The following is a 13,656-nucleotide window of genomic DNA, read 5'->3' as shown; positions in this document are numbered from 1 at the left end:
AAGGCCCACATCGCCGCCGCGGCTTGAGCCGGCGGCGGAAGTGGCCGCCGCCCGGGAGAAGGCGGGCGGCGATGCCGGCAGAGGGCGTCCCCGCTGCGGACGCCCTCCAGAGGAGTTCACCGATCTTGTTGCGATCGGTACTTCAACCGGGGGCCCCAAGGCGCTCAAAGCCGTCTTGGAGAAAATCCCGGGGGACTTTCCGGCACCGATTGTCATCGTGCAGCATATGCCGCCGAACTTTACCAAGTCGCTCGCTCAGCGGCTGAACAGCTTATGCGAGCTCAACGTCGTTGAGGCGGAGCAAGGCCAGGAGCTGCAAAGTGGGACGGCATACATTGCTCCGGGAGGTTTCCATATGAACGTCGTGCCTAGTCCGGCAGGCGGTTATCGCGTACATTTGACGACCGACCAGCCTTGCAACGGACATCGACCTTCGGTGGACGTCTTGTATGAATCGCTGCTCCCGCTGCAAGCACTGAAACGTCATGTTGTACTGCTAACGGGGATGGGCAGCGACGGGGCGAAAGTCATGAAGCGGCTTTATGACGCTGGCGTGACTTCCACTATTGCCGAGAGCGAAGAGACGTGCGTCGTATTCGGTATGCCGCGCTCGGCAATCGAACTGAAATGCGTCAGCCATGTATTACCGCTATACGAGATTGGCCCTAAGCTTGTACAAGAAGTAGCTAAAAAAGCCAGCTTGTAAAGATCCTAACCCTTTTTTAGCTCACCACGAAAATGAGTTATTAACGGAATCTCTTGGAGGAGGTGCCTCACCATGGACATGAATCAGTATTTATCCATGTTTATCGATGAGTCGAACGATCATTTGCAATCATTAAACGAAAAAATGTTGGAGCTGGAAAACAACCCTGAGGATATCAGCATCGTTCAAGTCATCTTCCGATCGGCGCATACGCTGAAGGGGATGGCAGCGACGATGGGGTTCGAGGATTTGTCCTCGCTCACGCACCAGATGGAGAACGTGCTGGACCTCGTCCGGAACGAGAAGCTGAAAATGCAGGAGTTTATCTTCGACACTCTGTTTAAGAGCTTGGATGCGCTGCAAATGATGGTGCAGGACATTACCCAAGGCGGCGAAGGGAAAGCGGACGTCAGTGAAATCGTTGACGCGCTGCAATCCATCGTACGCGGGGATTTTGCGGAAGGCGGAAGTGCGGCGGCAAGCAAGCCGGCAGCAGGTGGATCCGCGGCGAACAGTGCATCGGCCATCCAACTGGATCAATATCAATTTTCCGTCTTGGAGCAGTCCATCACGGAAGGACATAAAGTGTTGTACATTGAAGTGGCGATCCGAGAGGATTGTCAATTGAAAGCAGCACGCGCCTACCTCGTCTTTGATCTCCTGGAACGATTCGGGGAAATCGTGAAGTCTTCGCCATCTGTACAGGATATTGAGCAAGAGAAATTTGATCGAAGCTTTTCCCTTTATTACATAACTCAAAAAGATTCTGCCGAGATTCAAAGCATGATTATGAATCTGTCGGAAATCGATACGGCACAAGTTGCAGCGCTGGATCATGAAACTTTGGCACAACTGAATGCCGGTTCGAAGGAGGCAGCTGCGGCAGCCGAAGCTGCAGCGCCAGCTCCTGCTCCAGCTCAGACCAAAGCCCAATCCGCTCCAGCTAAACCAGCTGCAGCACCTGAAGCAAAAGCAAATGCTCGCCCAGCTGGAGGTGCCTCCGCTCCTGCCCGTACAATTCGGGTAGATATCGACCGGCTGGACGTGCTCATGAATCTGCTCAGCGAATTGTTGATTGACCGTGCTCGCTTGGAGCAGCTGGCTACCGAAGTCAAACGAAGCGACTTAACGGAAACCGTTGAGCATATGAGCCGTGTCGGCAGCGACTTGCAGAACATCGTGTTGAAGCTGCGGATGGTTCCGGTCGATACCGTGTTCAACCGCTTCCCGCGGATGGTTCGCGACCTGGCGAAATCGCTCGACAAGAAAATCGATCTGAACATCGTAGGGGCCGAAACCGAATTGGATCGCACGGTCATCGACGAAATTGGAGATCCACTCGTGCATTTGCTTCGGAATGCCGTCGACCATGGGGTAGAATCTACGGCTGAACGGATTGCTGCAGGCAAACCGGAAACCGGGACAATTCAGTTGCGGGCTTTCCACAGCGGCAACCATGTGTTTATTGAAATCGAAGATGACGGACACGGCATTGACCGTAATAAGGTTCTGCAAAGAGCGCTTAAGAACGGCATCGTCAAGGAGAGCGAAGCTGCCTCGATGACGGACGAGCAGGTGTACATGCTCTTGTTCGCTCCGGGCTTTAGTACAGCCGAGGTCATCTCCGATATTTCTGGACGCGGGGTTGGACTTGACGTCGTCAAATCCAAAATCGAATCCTTAAGCGGCGTCGTTTCGGTGGAATCGAAGCTGGGTGTCGGCACGAAGTTTTCCGTACAGCTTCCACTGACTTTGTCGATTATTTCGGCAATGCTCATTAAGGTTGGGGAAGAAAAATATGCGATTCCGCTGTCCTCCATCGTCGAAACCGGCTTAATCCGGCGCGACCAGATTCGAGAAGTCCACGGTTATACGATGGTGGCTTATCGCGATACCCATATTCCATACATGTCGCTTGCGAAGCTGTTTGACATACCGGGCTTCTCTGAAAGCGATGAAGAGGAGACAGAAATCGTCGTGATCCGCAAAGGCGACAGGCTAGCTGCCCTAGCGATTGAGGATTTCATTGGCCAAAGCGAAATCGTCATTAAGAACCTGGGCAAATATCTGCCTTCGATTCAAGGGGTTGCTGGTGCAACGATCTTGGGGGATGGTCAGGTAGCGCTCATCATCGATCCAAACGCCTTCATTAAATAAGGTCTGTTATACACTCTAAGGGAGGGTTTCCACATGGGAGAGGAATTAAAAGTTATCGTATTTAAGTTGGGGCATGAAGAATACGGGATCGACGTGGACAAAGTCCAAACGATCGAACGCATGATGCCGATCACGCGCGTTCCGAAGACCTATTCATTTGTTAAAGGCGTGATTAATCTGCGCGGCGTCGTCATTCCGGTGATCGATTTGCGCGGTCGCTTTGGATTGCCGGAGACGGAATATACGGATCAAACCCGGATCATTATTGTCTCGGCTAATGAAATGGAGGTTGGTTTCATCGTTGACTCTGCTAATGATGTGATCGACCTGAATACTGACTTGATCGACTCGCCGCCGGATGTTGTTGGCGGTATCAAAGCGAAATATCTGCATGGGGTAGCCCGGATTTCCGAGGATCGGCTGTTGGTGATGTTGAATTTGTCGGAAGTGCTCAGCCGGAAGGAAATTATTCAATTAGAAAGCTTAGAGGGCTAGTACCGTGGATTTGTTCAGAGGGTTCGAAGACTTCAAAATCGATATTTTGAAGGAGGTCGGCAATATCGGGGCGGGAAATGCCGCTACGGCTTTGTCCAAGTTGCTGGACAAGCCGATCGATATGGCCGTTCCGATGGTCCAAATGCTCCCGTTTGAAGCGATTGCCGATCGTGTTGGCGGCGCGGAAAACTTGGTGCTGGCTGTATTCTTCCGAGTAGAAGGCGATGCGCCGGGCAATTTGTTTTTCATCCTAAGCCCGGAAGCGGCGAAGAAGCTGCTGACTCGCTTGGCCGGCATCACGGTGGATAATGGTGAAACCTTCTCTGAGATGGAATGGTCGGCGTTATCGGAAATCGGTAATATTTTAGCCGGCTCGTATTTATCCTCGCTCGCCGATTTCACCTCCTTGCAAATGTCGCCTACTGTACCTGCTTTAGCTCTAGATATGGCGGGTGCGATCTTGAGTTACGGACTCCTGCAATTTGGTGAAATGGGGGATTCCGCCCTGCTGATCGACACGAAATTTATTGAAGGTCAAGATGAGGTGGAAGGTCAGTTCTTCCTCATTCCGGATCCGGATTCATTCGCCAAAATTTTTGCAGCGCTTGGAGTACCAATTGATCATGATCGATGAGCAGTACGTCGTCAAGGTAGGCATGGCCGAGTTGAATGTCATTACTCAGCAGGGATTGATACGTACAACCGGCCTAGGCTCCTGTGTAGGATTAACCTTATACGACCCGCAGCTTAAAATTGCCGGTCTTGCGCATGTGATGTTGCCTTCCTCGGACATCGCCCGGGAAGGGGCGTTAAATATCGCTAAATATGCAGATACAGCCATTCCGGCACTCTACCGGAAACTGCTGGATCTTGGTGCAGGGCCAAGCCGACTGGTAGCCAAGATGGCTGGAGGATCGCAAATGTTTACCTTTGCCGGCAGCAATGACACGATGCGGATTGGTCCACGTAATGTGGAGTCCTGTAAAGAGCAGCTGTCTGAGCTCGGCATTCCATTGCTTGCAGAGGATACGGGCGGCAATTACGGCCGAACGATCGAACTGGACAGCATGACAGGGATCTTATATGTGCGAAGTGTACAAATGGGGATAAAGGAATTGTAGCCATGCCAGGAAAATTGAGATATTACTTGTTGTCGGGCTTTATCGGTTTTCTAATTACGTATGCCGTTTCGGCAGGAAACAATTTGTTCATGACCAGCTTTGTACGAGGGCTTATTTCGTTTGCCGTTTGGTTTCTGTTGGCGTTTGCGGCCAACTGGATGTTGGGGTTCCTGAAGGAAATGCCAGGGGATTATGCTCCTGCTCCGGAGGTTGACCACGCATCTGAGGAGGGCAAGGGCACGAATCTCGACTTGCTGACGCCGGACGAAAGCGAGCAGCTCAATGATCTGTTAAAGCCAACTCCGGCTGCTTCGGATGTGGAGAAGCAATTTGCGCCGCTAAATCCGCCAAAATTAGTGAAGACACCTGACGGCAAAGATCCTGAAGAGCTGGTTAAGGTCGTTCGTCACCTGACAGAACAATAAGGAGGGTGAAGGCAATTGAACGAGCGGAAGACATCCACTCTAAATCATGCCGACCTTTGGGAAAGTTGGAAAGAGCACGGTGATTTAGAGGCCAAGAAACAACTTATCGAGAAATATCTGCCCATTGTCGACTACGTTTCAGGACGTCTCGCTGTCGGTTTGCCCAAAAACGTATCCAAGGACGATCTCGCCAGCAACGGTGTTATGGGATTGATCGATGCGGTCGAAAAGTTTGACTACAAACGGGGACTTCAGTTCGAAACCTATGCATCTTGGCGGGTACGGGGGGCGATTTTGGACGGCCTGCGGCAAGGGGACTGGGTTCCCCGATCCGTGAGAGAGAAAGCCAAGAAAATCGAAGAAGGTTATCAACATTTAGAGCAGCAATATCTCCGCTCCGTCACTGACGCTGAGATGAGTTCCTATCTCAATGTAAGCGAGAAGGAATTTCAAAGTATGCTTCAGGAAGTTGCCGTGATGACCCTATGCTCGCTGGAGGATCCTATCCGCGAAGAAGAATCGGAGACTCGTCTTACTTTACTCGTTGACGAAAAGGCAAAAAACCCGGATTATAAGGTTAGGGAGTTCTATCTTCGTGAATCCCTTGCAAAAGGGATTGAGAAGTTGACCGAGAAGGAACGTACAGTAGTCTCCCTACTCTATTATGAGGATTTATCCTTGAGCGAAATCGCCGAGGTCATGTCTTTGTCACCCTCGCGGATTTCGCAATTACACTCTAAGGCGATTTTGCGCCTTCGGGGCAGTTTGGAGAAGCAACGCGATTTGTTGCTGGCTGAAGACTGACGAGTTATTTTAAGCGAGTGAATGATGAGGGGGACGGCTTCGTGGAGCTTTTGGATAATTTAAAACAGATCTTGAGCGTGACGTTAAACGATGATAAGACTGTAGCCTATCTGCAATTTCTGAAGAAAGAAGATGATTTTTCATGTACCCCGGATGAGCTGCTTCACTTCCTGCGGAGCGAAGGCATTAAATATGGGGTTCAGGAGGATATCGTCAAGCGATTTGCAGCCAATCCTAAGGAATACTTCTTTAGCAAAACGCCGATCGCGATGGGGCAAGAGCCGGTTCATGGGGAAAACGGGTTTATCCGCTATGCCATCTCCATCGACGAGGAGAATCAACATCGGCCGGTTGAAACGGAAGACGGCAAAGTTGATTTGAAGGATGTGACGCGGCTTAATAACATCCGTAAAGGACAACTGATTGCTGAGTTGGTACCCCCAGTTCCAGGGCGCCCTGGAACGGCGGTGACGGGCGAAGCGATCCCCTGCCGAGAAGGTAAAGAAGCACGATTTAAAGTGGGCAAGAACGTTGTGTTAAATGCGGAACAGACCGCAATGTATGCCGCCATCGACGGTCTGGTGACGCGAACGGAAAAGGGGAAGCTTAATGTGTTCCCGGTTTACGAGATTAACGGAGACGTCGATTACGGTGTTGGAAATATCGATTTCGTCGGAACGGTTGTTGTCCGCGGGAATGTGCTGACAGGCTTTCGCATTAGTGCTGCCGGGGATATTCGCGTCATAGGCGGAGTAGAGGGAGCTGAGTTGATTGCAGACGGTTCTATCGAAATCTCCGGAGGTATCATCGGATATAATAAAGGCCTGATTAAGGCGGGGCAAAACGTAAAAAGCTCGTTTATCCAAGATGGTAATGTCCATGCGGGAAAAGACGTGATCGTGTCCCAAAGTATTATGCACTCCAACATTAGTGCTGGTCAGGATGTTATTTGTAACGGAGCTAAGGGATTGATCGTTGGCGGGAACATTCAAGCTGGGGAGAAAGTGGTTGCCCGAGTTATTGGGAATCCGATGTCGACATTAACCTCAATCGAAGTTGGTGCATTACCTGAATTACGGAATGAACTGCTGGAACTTCGGCAGCAGGTCAAGGACCAGTTGGCCAACTTGGACAAGACGGAGAAGGCGCTTACGCTGCTTGATCAGCTGGCTTCCATGGGTAAATTGCCGCAGGACAAGCTCGAGATGCGTGCGAAGCTGAATATGACCAAGAAATCGAACACCCAGGAACTGAACCTGATGAAGGAACGCATTCTGACGATCGAGAAGGCACTTGAGGATACGGGGAAAGCTAGAGTTGAAGTCCTTAAAATGATTTATGGCGGTTCCAAGATCGTCATTGGACGATATACCAAGTACATTAAGGAGCCCATTTCGCGAATGACTTTCTATTTTAGCGAAGGGGATATTTCTATGTCTCCTCTCATCTAGACCTGGTATGCCAAGGAAGCTTTTTCGATTTATCCATTCCCTTCGTTGAATCTTGAGGTGATCCCATGAATATGAAACCCGTGGAAATGCAAATCGCAGTCCCTCGGACAAGCGAGGCGGGGCGTGTACAACATGATCAGCAGCAACGGCCTCTTCATGACCAAAGTCTGTTATCGCTTCAAGGGTTAAAGGATAGCGAGATTGAGCGCCGGCGCAGCGCTAACGTTGATGAGAGTGCTCATAATACGACGGTAAAGCGCGAAGGGAAAGGTTCTTTCACATCGGAGCAGGAACACGGCAGCTCCCAGGACAAGCCGGACGAGCAAGGACAAGGACATCATAAGGCGGAACATCCTTATAAGGGCAAGCATATCGACTTGTCTTTATAAAGGAGACCACATGAACGCAAAGGGTGAGGATTAGATTGTCATTTGGAGAGCCTTGGTTTTACATTGTGTTGCTTGGGGCAGCGGCGCTTGTCTATGCCCTGCTGTTGCCAGGACGCCAAGCAGCGGCACCCAAAGCGGAAATGGCCAGGGAGCTGGAGGCCACTTTGGAGCAGTACATGGCGGAAATCGAAAATGAAAACCAAGAATTAATTGATATGGTTGCGAAGATGAAGCAGGATTTAACCTCCAAACAGTTAGCTCAGCAGGAGCAGATTGCCGAGTTGCGTCAACGTTTGGGGGATGCAGAAGCTTACGCCAAGCAAACGGAAGCACGGCTTGAACTTGTGGAGCAAAACTTGAAGGAGAAGCCGATTCATGCTGCATCCTCAGGGCCTGTGGATGCCCCGCTAGTTATCCAACCTCAACTTGAGGCTGCGGTTGCTGCGGAGTCCGATCATTTGCCTGCAGAACCAGCTCCGGAACCGGATGAACCGGAGTTGCCGCAACAAGATCTGGTTCGGGATCGTTATCCCGAACTGTTCGAGTTGTATGACAAAGGGAAGTCGATCGATATGATCGCCAAAGCGACGGGCTTACAACGTGGGGAGGTTCAGCTGATTCTGCAGCTGGCCAAGAAGGAGGAGTCCCGATGATGAAAAACCGCCAGTTTATGCTTGGTTTGGGGTGCGGACTCATCGCCGGGGCTTTACTGCTGCAGCTTATGCTGATTGGACAAGGCAGCAAAAATGATCTCCAATCGAAGGAGGAAATCGAACGCGCTGCCGTGCTGGCCGGTTTGAAGGTCGTGGAGGCGGATCAGGAATTGTTAACGGAAGAGGAATGGTTGGAGCGTTCCGGGCAATCATCGGATTCGGCTGGGAATGAGGGTGAGAACGATGATGCAACACCGGCGGATCCTAATCAGCCAGATGCACCTGCGTCTCCGAAAGCTCCTGACGCTCCAGAAGCAGGGGAAGGATCGGCATCTTCTGATCCCAATGCCGGAGGAACGAACGAGCCCGCTGCTCCAAACCCGCCACAACCAGCGACAGTGGAATACAAGATTGTGGCTGGGACAACGCTGGAAGGCGTAGCTCAAGGCCTGGAGCAAGCCGGGGTAATTGAGGATCAAGATGCGTTTCTGAAAACTGCAATCAATAAGAAAATCAACCGCAAGGTTCGCGCAGGCACCTATACTTTTCAAGTTGGCGAAAGTTATGATTCGATTATTTCAAAAATCTCCATAAAGGCTTCCGGAAGCAAATAAATAGATGTATAAAAAGGCGCCTGAGGCGCCTTTTTATGTTGCTGTCATTTTGCGTCAAACTTTGGTTGCATCCCTATTTTAGTTATGGTATATTAATTGACGGTGTTATAACGCACGCAGGATGATTTCGCTAAGGGTGCTCGCGATTGAGGGAGTCTTAGCGGGAAATGAAACCTGCGGAGGAAGCATCAAAAAAACCAAACTAGGAGGTGCGTGAAGATGGCAGTAATCTCCATGAAACAACTGCTTGAAGCAGGTGTTCATTTCGGTCACCAGACTCGTCGCTGGAACCCGAAAATGGATCGTTATATCTTCACCGAAAGAAACGGAATTTACATCATTGACCTGCAAAAAACGGTCAAGAAAGTGGAAGAAGCTTATAACTTCGTAAAAAGCATTGCTGAAGAGAATGGCACCATTCTGTTCGTAGGCACGAAGAAACAAGCTCAAGATTCTGTTAAAGAAGAAGCTGAACGCGCTGGTCAATTCTACATTAACCAACGTTGGTTGGGCGGTACGCTGACGAACTTCCAAACGATTCAAAAACGGATCGATCGTTTGAAACAACTCGAAACTTGGGAAGAAGACGGTACTTTCACCGTTCTGCCGAAGAAAGAAGTTATCATTCTTCGCAAAGAGAAAGAACGTCTTGAGAAATTCCTGGGCGGGATCAAGAACATGAAGAGCTTGCCAAGCGCTCTGTTCGTAATCGATCCTCGTAAAGAACGTATCGCAGTTGCCGAAGCTCGCAAATTGGGTATCCCAATTGTAGGTATCGTAGACACGAACTGCGATCCGGACGAAATCGACTACGTCATTCCGGGTAACGACGACGCGATCCGCGCTGTAAAACTGTTGACGGGTAAAATGGCGGATGCCGTGATCGAAGCTCATCAAGGCGAACAAACGACGGCTTAATGGCTTTGGCCATACGCTAAATCGATAAATTAAATGAAAAGGGTGGTTGGTAGGTGTCAAACCTCTCACTACCCTTTTTTTAAAGGAAATGGACGGGATAGAAGCTTCTGCAGTACGATCTTATTCCATCTGCAGATGGTTTTATGCCTACACAGTTACAGGGGATATCCCCGATATATCGATATGGAGGGAATTAAACATGGCTGTTGATGCAAAATCGGTCAAAGAACTACGTGAAAAAACCGGCGCGGGAATGCTGGACTGCAAAAAGGCGTTGGAAGAAGCTAACGGCGATATGACGAAAGCTGTTGAACTCTTGCGTGAAAAAGGTCTGGCTGCTGCAGCGAATAAAGCTGGCCGGATCGCGACAGAAGGCGTTGTTGAATCTTATATCCATGCAGGCGGCCGTATCGGTGTTCTGGTTGAGATCAACACAGAAACAGACTTCGTTGCGAAGAATGAACAGTTCAAAGAATTTGCACGCGACGTTGCAATGCATATCGCTGCGATGAGCCCTCGCTACGTTCGTCGTGAAGAAGTTCCACAAGAGGAAATCGAGAAAGAGAAGGAAATTCTGAAAGCTCAAGCGCTGAACGAAGGCAAACCTGAAAAAATCGTTGAAAAAATGGTTGAAGGCCGCATCGGCAAATACTACGAAGAGTTCTGCTTGATGGAACAAGCTTTCGTTAAAGACCCAGACAAAACGATTGAGCAATTGCTGAAAGAAAAAATCAGCACGATCGGTGAAAACATCTCCATCCGTCGTTTTGTTCGCTACGAACTGGGTGAAGGTCTGGAAAAGAAAGTGGACAACTTCGTAGAAGAAGTTATGTCCCAAGTGAACAAGTAAGCAAAACGATCTCACATACATGTGAAGGAAAGTTGGAACACGCCGTGTTCCTTCTTTTTTAACCCGCGAAAGAGTTCGATGTGGAGGTATACATTTGGAACAGCCAGTGTTTAAACGTGTTGTCTTAAAGGTTAGCGGGGAGTCATTAGCCGGTCAAAACGGTTACGGGATCGACGCTGATACGATCGCATCCATTGCCCAACAGGTGAAGGAAGTCGTCGAGTTAGGCGTACAGGTTGCCATCGTATGCGGCGGTGGCAACATTTGGCGCGGGATTGCCGGGAGTGCCAAAGGGATCGATCGCGCAACGGCGGATTACATGGGAATGCTCGCGACCGTAATGAATTCCCTGGCCCTGCAGGACGCACTTGAGCAAATCGATGTGCCAACTCGGGTGCAAACCTCGATTGCGATGCAGCAAATTGCCGAGCCTTATATCCGGCGCCGGGCGATTCGTCACTTGGAGAAGGGGCGGGTTGTGATTTTCGCGGCGGGTACGGGTAATCCGTTCTTTTCCACGGATACTACTGCAGCGCTGCGCGCAGCTGAAATTGAGGCAGAAGTCATCCTGATGGCAAAGAACAAGGTGGATGGCGTTTACTCCGCAGATCCGTTTGTAGATCCAAACGCGGTGAAGTACGAATCTCTCACGTATTTGGATGTGCTGAACAAGAACCTTGGTGTCATGGATTCTACGGCGTCCTCGCTGTGCATGGACAATGATATTCCGTTGATTGTTTTTGCGATTACCGAACAAGGGAACATTAAACGCGTCGTTCTCGGTGAAAAAATCGGGACGATCGTCAAAGGGAGTGTAGATTAATGCCGCAAACGATTAAGAAACATGCCGAAGAACGCATGGAGAAAGCGATTCAGGCGCTGAGAAGAGATCTTTCGACGCTGCGCGCCGGTAGAGCTACGCCTTCGCTGCTTGATCGCATTCAGGTTGATTATTACGGTTCGCCGACGCCAATCAACCAGTTGGCCAATATCAACACGCCGGATTCCCGGACGTTGCTGATCCAGCCTTGGGACAAATCGTCGCTATCGGAAATTGAGCGGGCGATTCAAAAATCCGATCTCGGATTAACGCCTGCAAACGATGGTTCGTCCATTCGCTTGACGATTCCTGCCTTGACGGAAGAGCGTCGGATCGAACTTGTGAAGATGACGAAGAAATTCGGTGAGGAAGCGAAAGTGGCGATCCGCAACATTCGCCGCGATGCGAACGACGACATCAAGAAGCTAGAGAAAACCGACATTTCTGAGGATGAATCGCGTCGGCATCAAGAAGACATTCAGAAAACGACAGATAAATTTATCGCGGAAGTGGATAAGGTCCTCGCTGCGAAAGAAAAAGAGATCATGGAAGTCTAAGAGACAAAAAAGCTGCCCCTCCTATTACGGTGGGGTTTTGTCTCTTTTTCATCATCGGCTGGAGGAAAAGGAATGATCAAGTTATTTCAACCTTGGCGGAAAAAGAAAAATCCTGGGGCATCCGTCAGCCTGTCCCCGGACAATATCCCGAAACATGTTGCGATTATTATGGACGGGAACGGAAGATGGGCGCGCAGGCTTGGTATGCCGCGAATCGTCGGCCATCGATCGGGGATGAAAGCGGTAAAGCGGGCAACGATCGCTGCTGACGAACTTGGCATTTCCATTTTGACGTTGTATGCTTTCTCAACGGAAAATTGGAAACGGCCGAAGGATGAAGTGGACTATTTGATGTCGCTTCCGCAGGAGTTTCTGGCGATCGAGCTGGATGAATTGGTTGAAAAGAACGTCCAGGTTCGCATGATGGGACATACGGATGAGCTGCCCGCGCATACGATTGCGGCAATGGAGGAAGCGATTGAGCGGACGAAGCACAATACCGGCTTGATCTTGAATTTTGCTTTAAATTACGGCAGCCGTCGCGAGATTACGGAAAGCGTCAAGGGGATTGCGAAGGCTGTGCAATCCGGGGAACTGTCGGTGGAGGACATTACGCCAGAGACGATTGAATCCCGGCTGTTATCCGCCGGGTTGCCTGATCCGGATTTGCTGATTCGTACGAGCGGAGAGCTGCGGTTAAGTAACTTTATGTTATGGCAAACGGCGTATAGTGAGCTTTGGTTCACGGATATCCTGTGGCCGGATTTCAGCAAGGAGCATTTGGTTCAAGCAGTGGCGGAGTATCAACGCCGCACGCGGCGGTACGGCGGATTAACCTAGCGATGGAAGGTGTAGACTGGTGAAACAGCGTTTGATAACGGGGATCATTGCCGGCGGCTTTTTCCTCGGAATGTGCTGGCTTGGCGGAACTCTCTATCATGTACTCATTATGCTTATGGCGCTCATCGGATATTACGAATTCGTATGTATGACGCGCATCCCAGCATTCCAGGGCACGGCCATCCTGGGTTATTTAGGCGTGGTTTATCTTACGTTTCCGTGGCGGCTGCTTGAGATCGACCGACCGCTGAGCGATATGGCGGTGCTGTGGTTATTTATGCTGCTCTTCCTTGCGGTAACCGTGATCAGTAAGAACGAGATCCCAATCGGTCAAATCGCCTTGCTCTATCTTGGGATGGTTTACGTCGGCATCGGATTTGCGGCGATTGCAGAAACACGCAATACACCCGACGGTCACGGCTTATTCTGGACGTTTCTGATGCTCGCGTCGATCTGGAGCAGTGATGCAGGGGCTTATTTTGCTGGACGGCGGTTTGGGAAGAATAAGCTCTGGCCTGCGATCAGTCCGAATAAAACCGTTGAAGGGGCGCTGGGCGGCGTTTTGCTGGCGGTCATCGTTGCGGTGATCTTTGCGCTCGCTTCCGGCGGGTTGCTTACGATTGGACGAGCCGTGCTGATCGGGATATCTGCGGCAGTTGTCGGCCAATTTGGCGACTTGATCCAATCGGCTTACAAGCGTGTATATGGCATCAAGGATTCCGGCAAGCTGTTGCCGGGTCATGGCGGGATTTTGGACCGGTGCGACAGTTGGATTACGGTGTTCCCGTTCATACATATCCTAACCCTTCTTCCTTAGTAAGGTGGATTTAAAATCGGCTTCCCATCACGAAGTGAA

Annotated in this window: 17 protein-coding genes; all 17 read left to right on the top strand. The window is 50.4% G+C overall.

Annotated elements, in window-relative coordinates; all coding sequences use genetic code 11:
- Positions 1 to 706, top strand: a 706-nt coding sequence (locus M3G15_RS20335; protein ID WP_260071901.1) for a CheB methylesterase domain-containing protein, incomplete at its 5' end; no start/stop codon positions are given.
- Between the two features lie 72 nt (positions 707 to 778).
- A complete protein-coding gene (locus M3G15_RS20330; RefSeq protein WP_028539379.1) occupies positions 779 to 2,863 on the top strand; it encodes a chemotaxis protein CheA in 2,085 nt (694 codons plus the stop codon).
- Between the two features lie 33 nt (positions 2,864 to 2,896).
- Positions 2,897 to 3,358 (top strand): chemotaxis protein CheW, encoded by a 462-nt coding sequence (locus tag M3G15_RS20325; protein ID WP_016312426.1) that lies wholly within the window; start codon positions 2,897 to 2,899, stop codon positions 3,356 to 3,358.
- Between the two features lie 4 nt (positions 3,359 to 3,362).
- Entirely contained in the window at positions 3,363 to 3,992 is a 630-nt protein-coding gene (locus tag M3G15_RS20320) for a chemotaxis protein CheC (RefSeq protein ID WP_016312425.1), read from the top strand.
- Positions 3,982 to 4,479, top strand: a complete 498-nt coding sequence (locus M3G15_RS20315) for a chemotaxis protein CheD (RefSeq protein WP_028539378.1) — start codon at positions 3,982 to 3,984, stop codon at positions 4,477 to 4,479. The genes M3G15_RS20320 and M3G15_RS20315 overlap by 11 nt, the downstream gene beginning before the upstream one ends.
- 2 nt (positions 4,480 to 4,481) lie before the next feature.
- The gene (locus tag M3G15_RS20310; RefSeq protein WP_028539377.1) at positions 4,482 to 4,904 is read left to right on the top strand and encodes a hypothetical protein; all 423 of its coding nucleotides are present in this window, start codon (positions 4,482 to 4,484) and stop codon (positions 4,902 to 4,904) included.
- A gap of 15 nt (positions 4,905 to 4,919) precedes the next feature.
- Positions 4,920 to 5,708, top strand: a complete 789-nt coding sequence (locus M3G15_RS20305; RefSeq protein ID WP_016312422.1) for a FliA/WhiG family RNA polymerase sigma factor — start codon at positions 4,920 to 4,922, stop codon at positions 5,706 to 5,708.
- A 41-nt stretch (positions 5,709 to 5,749) separates the two neighbouring features.
- Positions 5,750 to 7,159 carry a flagellar assembly protein A gene (locus tag M3G15_RS20300; protein WP_028539376.1) on the top strand — a complete coding sequence of 470 codons (1,410 nt, stop codon included), beginning with the start codon at positions 5,750 to 5,752 and terminating at the stop codon, positions 7,157 to 7,159.
- A gap of 65 nt (positions 7,160 to 7,224) precedes the next feature.
- On the top strand, positions 7,225 to 7,548 hold the full coding sequence (locus M3G15_RS20295) for a hypothetical protein (protein WP_016312420.1): 324 nt from the start codon (positions 7,225 to 7,227) through the stop codon (positions 7,546 to 7,548).
- Positions 7,549 to 7,583: 35 nt separating this feature from the next.
- The gene (locus tag M3G15_RS20290; protein WP_028539374.1) at positions 7,584 to 8,201 is read left to right on the top strand and encodes a hypothetical protein; all 618 of its coding nucleotides are present in this window, start codon (positions 7,584 to 7,586) and stop codon (positions 8,199 to 8,201) included.
- Positions 8,198 to 8,815 carry an endolytic transglycosylase MltG gene (locus M3G15_RS20285; RefSeq protein ID WP_260071900.1) on the top strand — a complete coding sequence of 206 codons (618 nt, stop codon included), beginning with the start codon at positions 8,198 to 8,200 and terminating at the stop codon, positions 8,813 to 8,815. Before M3G15_RS20290 ends, M3G15_RS20285 begins: the two co-directional genes overlap by 4 nt.
- A 219-nt stretch (positions 8,816 to 9,034) precedes the next feature.
- Positions 9,035 to 9,733 (top strand): 30S ribosomal protein S2, encoded by a 699-nt coding sequence (gene rpsB / locus M3G15_RS20280; RefSeq protein WP_260071899.1) that lies wholly within the window; start codon positions 9,035 to 9,037, stop codon positions 9,731 to 9,733.
- A gap of 199 nt (positions 9,734 to 9,932) precedes the next feature.
- Entirely contained in the window at positions 9,933 to 10,583 is a 651-nt protein-coding gene (gene tsf / locus M3G15_RS20275; protein ID WP_016312416.1) for a translation elongation factor Ts, read from the top strand.
- Positions 10,584 to 10,677: 94 nt separating this feature from the next.
- Positions 10,678 to 11,406, top strand: coding sequence for a UMP kinase (gene pyrH, locus M3G15_RS20270; RefSeq protein WP_016312415.1), 729 nt, complete (start codon positions 10,678 to 10,680; stop codon positions 11,404 to 11,406).
- Complete coding sequence (frr, locus tag M3G15_RS20265; protein ID WP_009223040.1) at positions 11,406 to 11,960, top strand: ribosome recycling factor; 555 nt, start codon at positions 11,406 to 11,408, stop codon at positions 11,958 to 11,960. The genes pyrH and frr overlap by 1 nt, the downstream gene beginning before the upstream one ends.
- Positions 11,961 to 12,032: 72 nt before the next feature.
- Positions 12,033 to 12,800 (top strand): undecaprenyl pyrophosphate synthase, encoded by a 768-nt coding sequence (locus M3G15_RS20260; protein WP_016312413.1) that lies wholly within the window; start codon positions 12,033 to 12,035, stop codon positions 12,798 to 12,800.
- A 19-nt stretch (positions 12,801 to 12,819) separates the two neighbouring features.
- Complete coding sequence (locus M3G15_RS20255) at positions 12,820 to 13,617, top strand: phosphatidate cytidylyltransferase (protein WP_260071898.1); 798 nt, start codon at positions 12,820 to 12,822, stop codon at positions 13,615 to 13,617.
- The last annotated feature ends 39 nt before the right edge of the window (positions 13,618 to 13,656 follow it).

It is taken from the genome of Paenibacillus sp. p3-SID1389 (genome assembly GCF_025151705.1).
Classification (GTDB): Bacteria; Bacillota; Bacilli; order Paenibacillales; family Paenibacillaceae; genus Fontibacillus; species Fontibacillus phoenicis.
Note: the sequence above shows the minus strand (reverse complement) of the source record. Positions and strands in the feature narration are given on the sequence as shown.

What these genes read in the sequence shown, in the direction of transcription:
- M3G15_RS20330 (WP_028539379.1), top strand. Translation starts at nt 779, where the DNA reads ATGGACATGAATCAGTATTTATCCATGTTTATCGATGAGTCGAACGAT.
- rpsB (WP_260071899.1), top strand. Translation starts at nt 9,035, where the DNA reads ATGGCAGTAATCTCCATGAAACAACTGCTTGAAGCAGGTGTTCATTTC.
- M3G15_RS20260 (WP_016312413.1), top strand. Translation starts at nt 12,033, where the DNA reads ATGATCAAGTTATTTCAACCTTGGCGGAAAAAGAAAAATCCTGGGGCA.
- M3G15_RS20325 (WP_016312426.1), top strand. Translation starts at nt 2,897, where the DNA reads ATGGGAGAGGAATTAAAAGTTATCGTATTTAAGTTGGGGCATGAAGAA.
- M3G15_RS20310 (WP_028539377.1), top strand. Translation starts at nt 4,482, where the DNA reads ATGCCAGGAAAATTGAGATATTACTTGTTGTCGGGCTTTATCGGTTTT.
- frr (WP_009223040.1), top strand. Translation starts at nt 11,406, where the DNA reads ATGCCGCAAACGATTAAGAAACATGCCGAAGAACGCATGGAGAAAGCG.
- tsf (WP_016312416.1), top strand. Translation starts at nt 9,933, where the DNA reads ATGGCTGTTGATGCAAAATCGGTCAAAGAACTACGTGAAAAAACCGGC.
- M3G15_RS20295 (WP_016312420.1), top strand. Translation starts at nt 7,225, where the DNA reads ATGAATATGAAACCCGTGGAAATGCAAATCGCAGTCCCTCGGACAAGC.
- M3G15_RS20285 (WP_260071900.1), top strand. Translation starts at nt 8,198, where the DNA reads ATGATGAAAAACCGCCAGTTTATGCTTGGTTTGGGGTGCGGACTCATC.
- M3G15_RS20315 (WP_028539378.1), top strand. Translation starts at nt 3,982, where the DNA reads ATGATCGATGAGCAGTACGTCGTCAAGGTAGGCATGGCCGAGTTGAAT.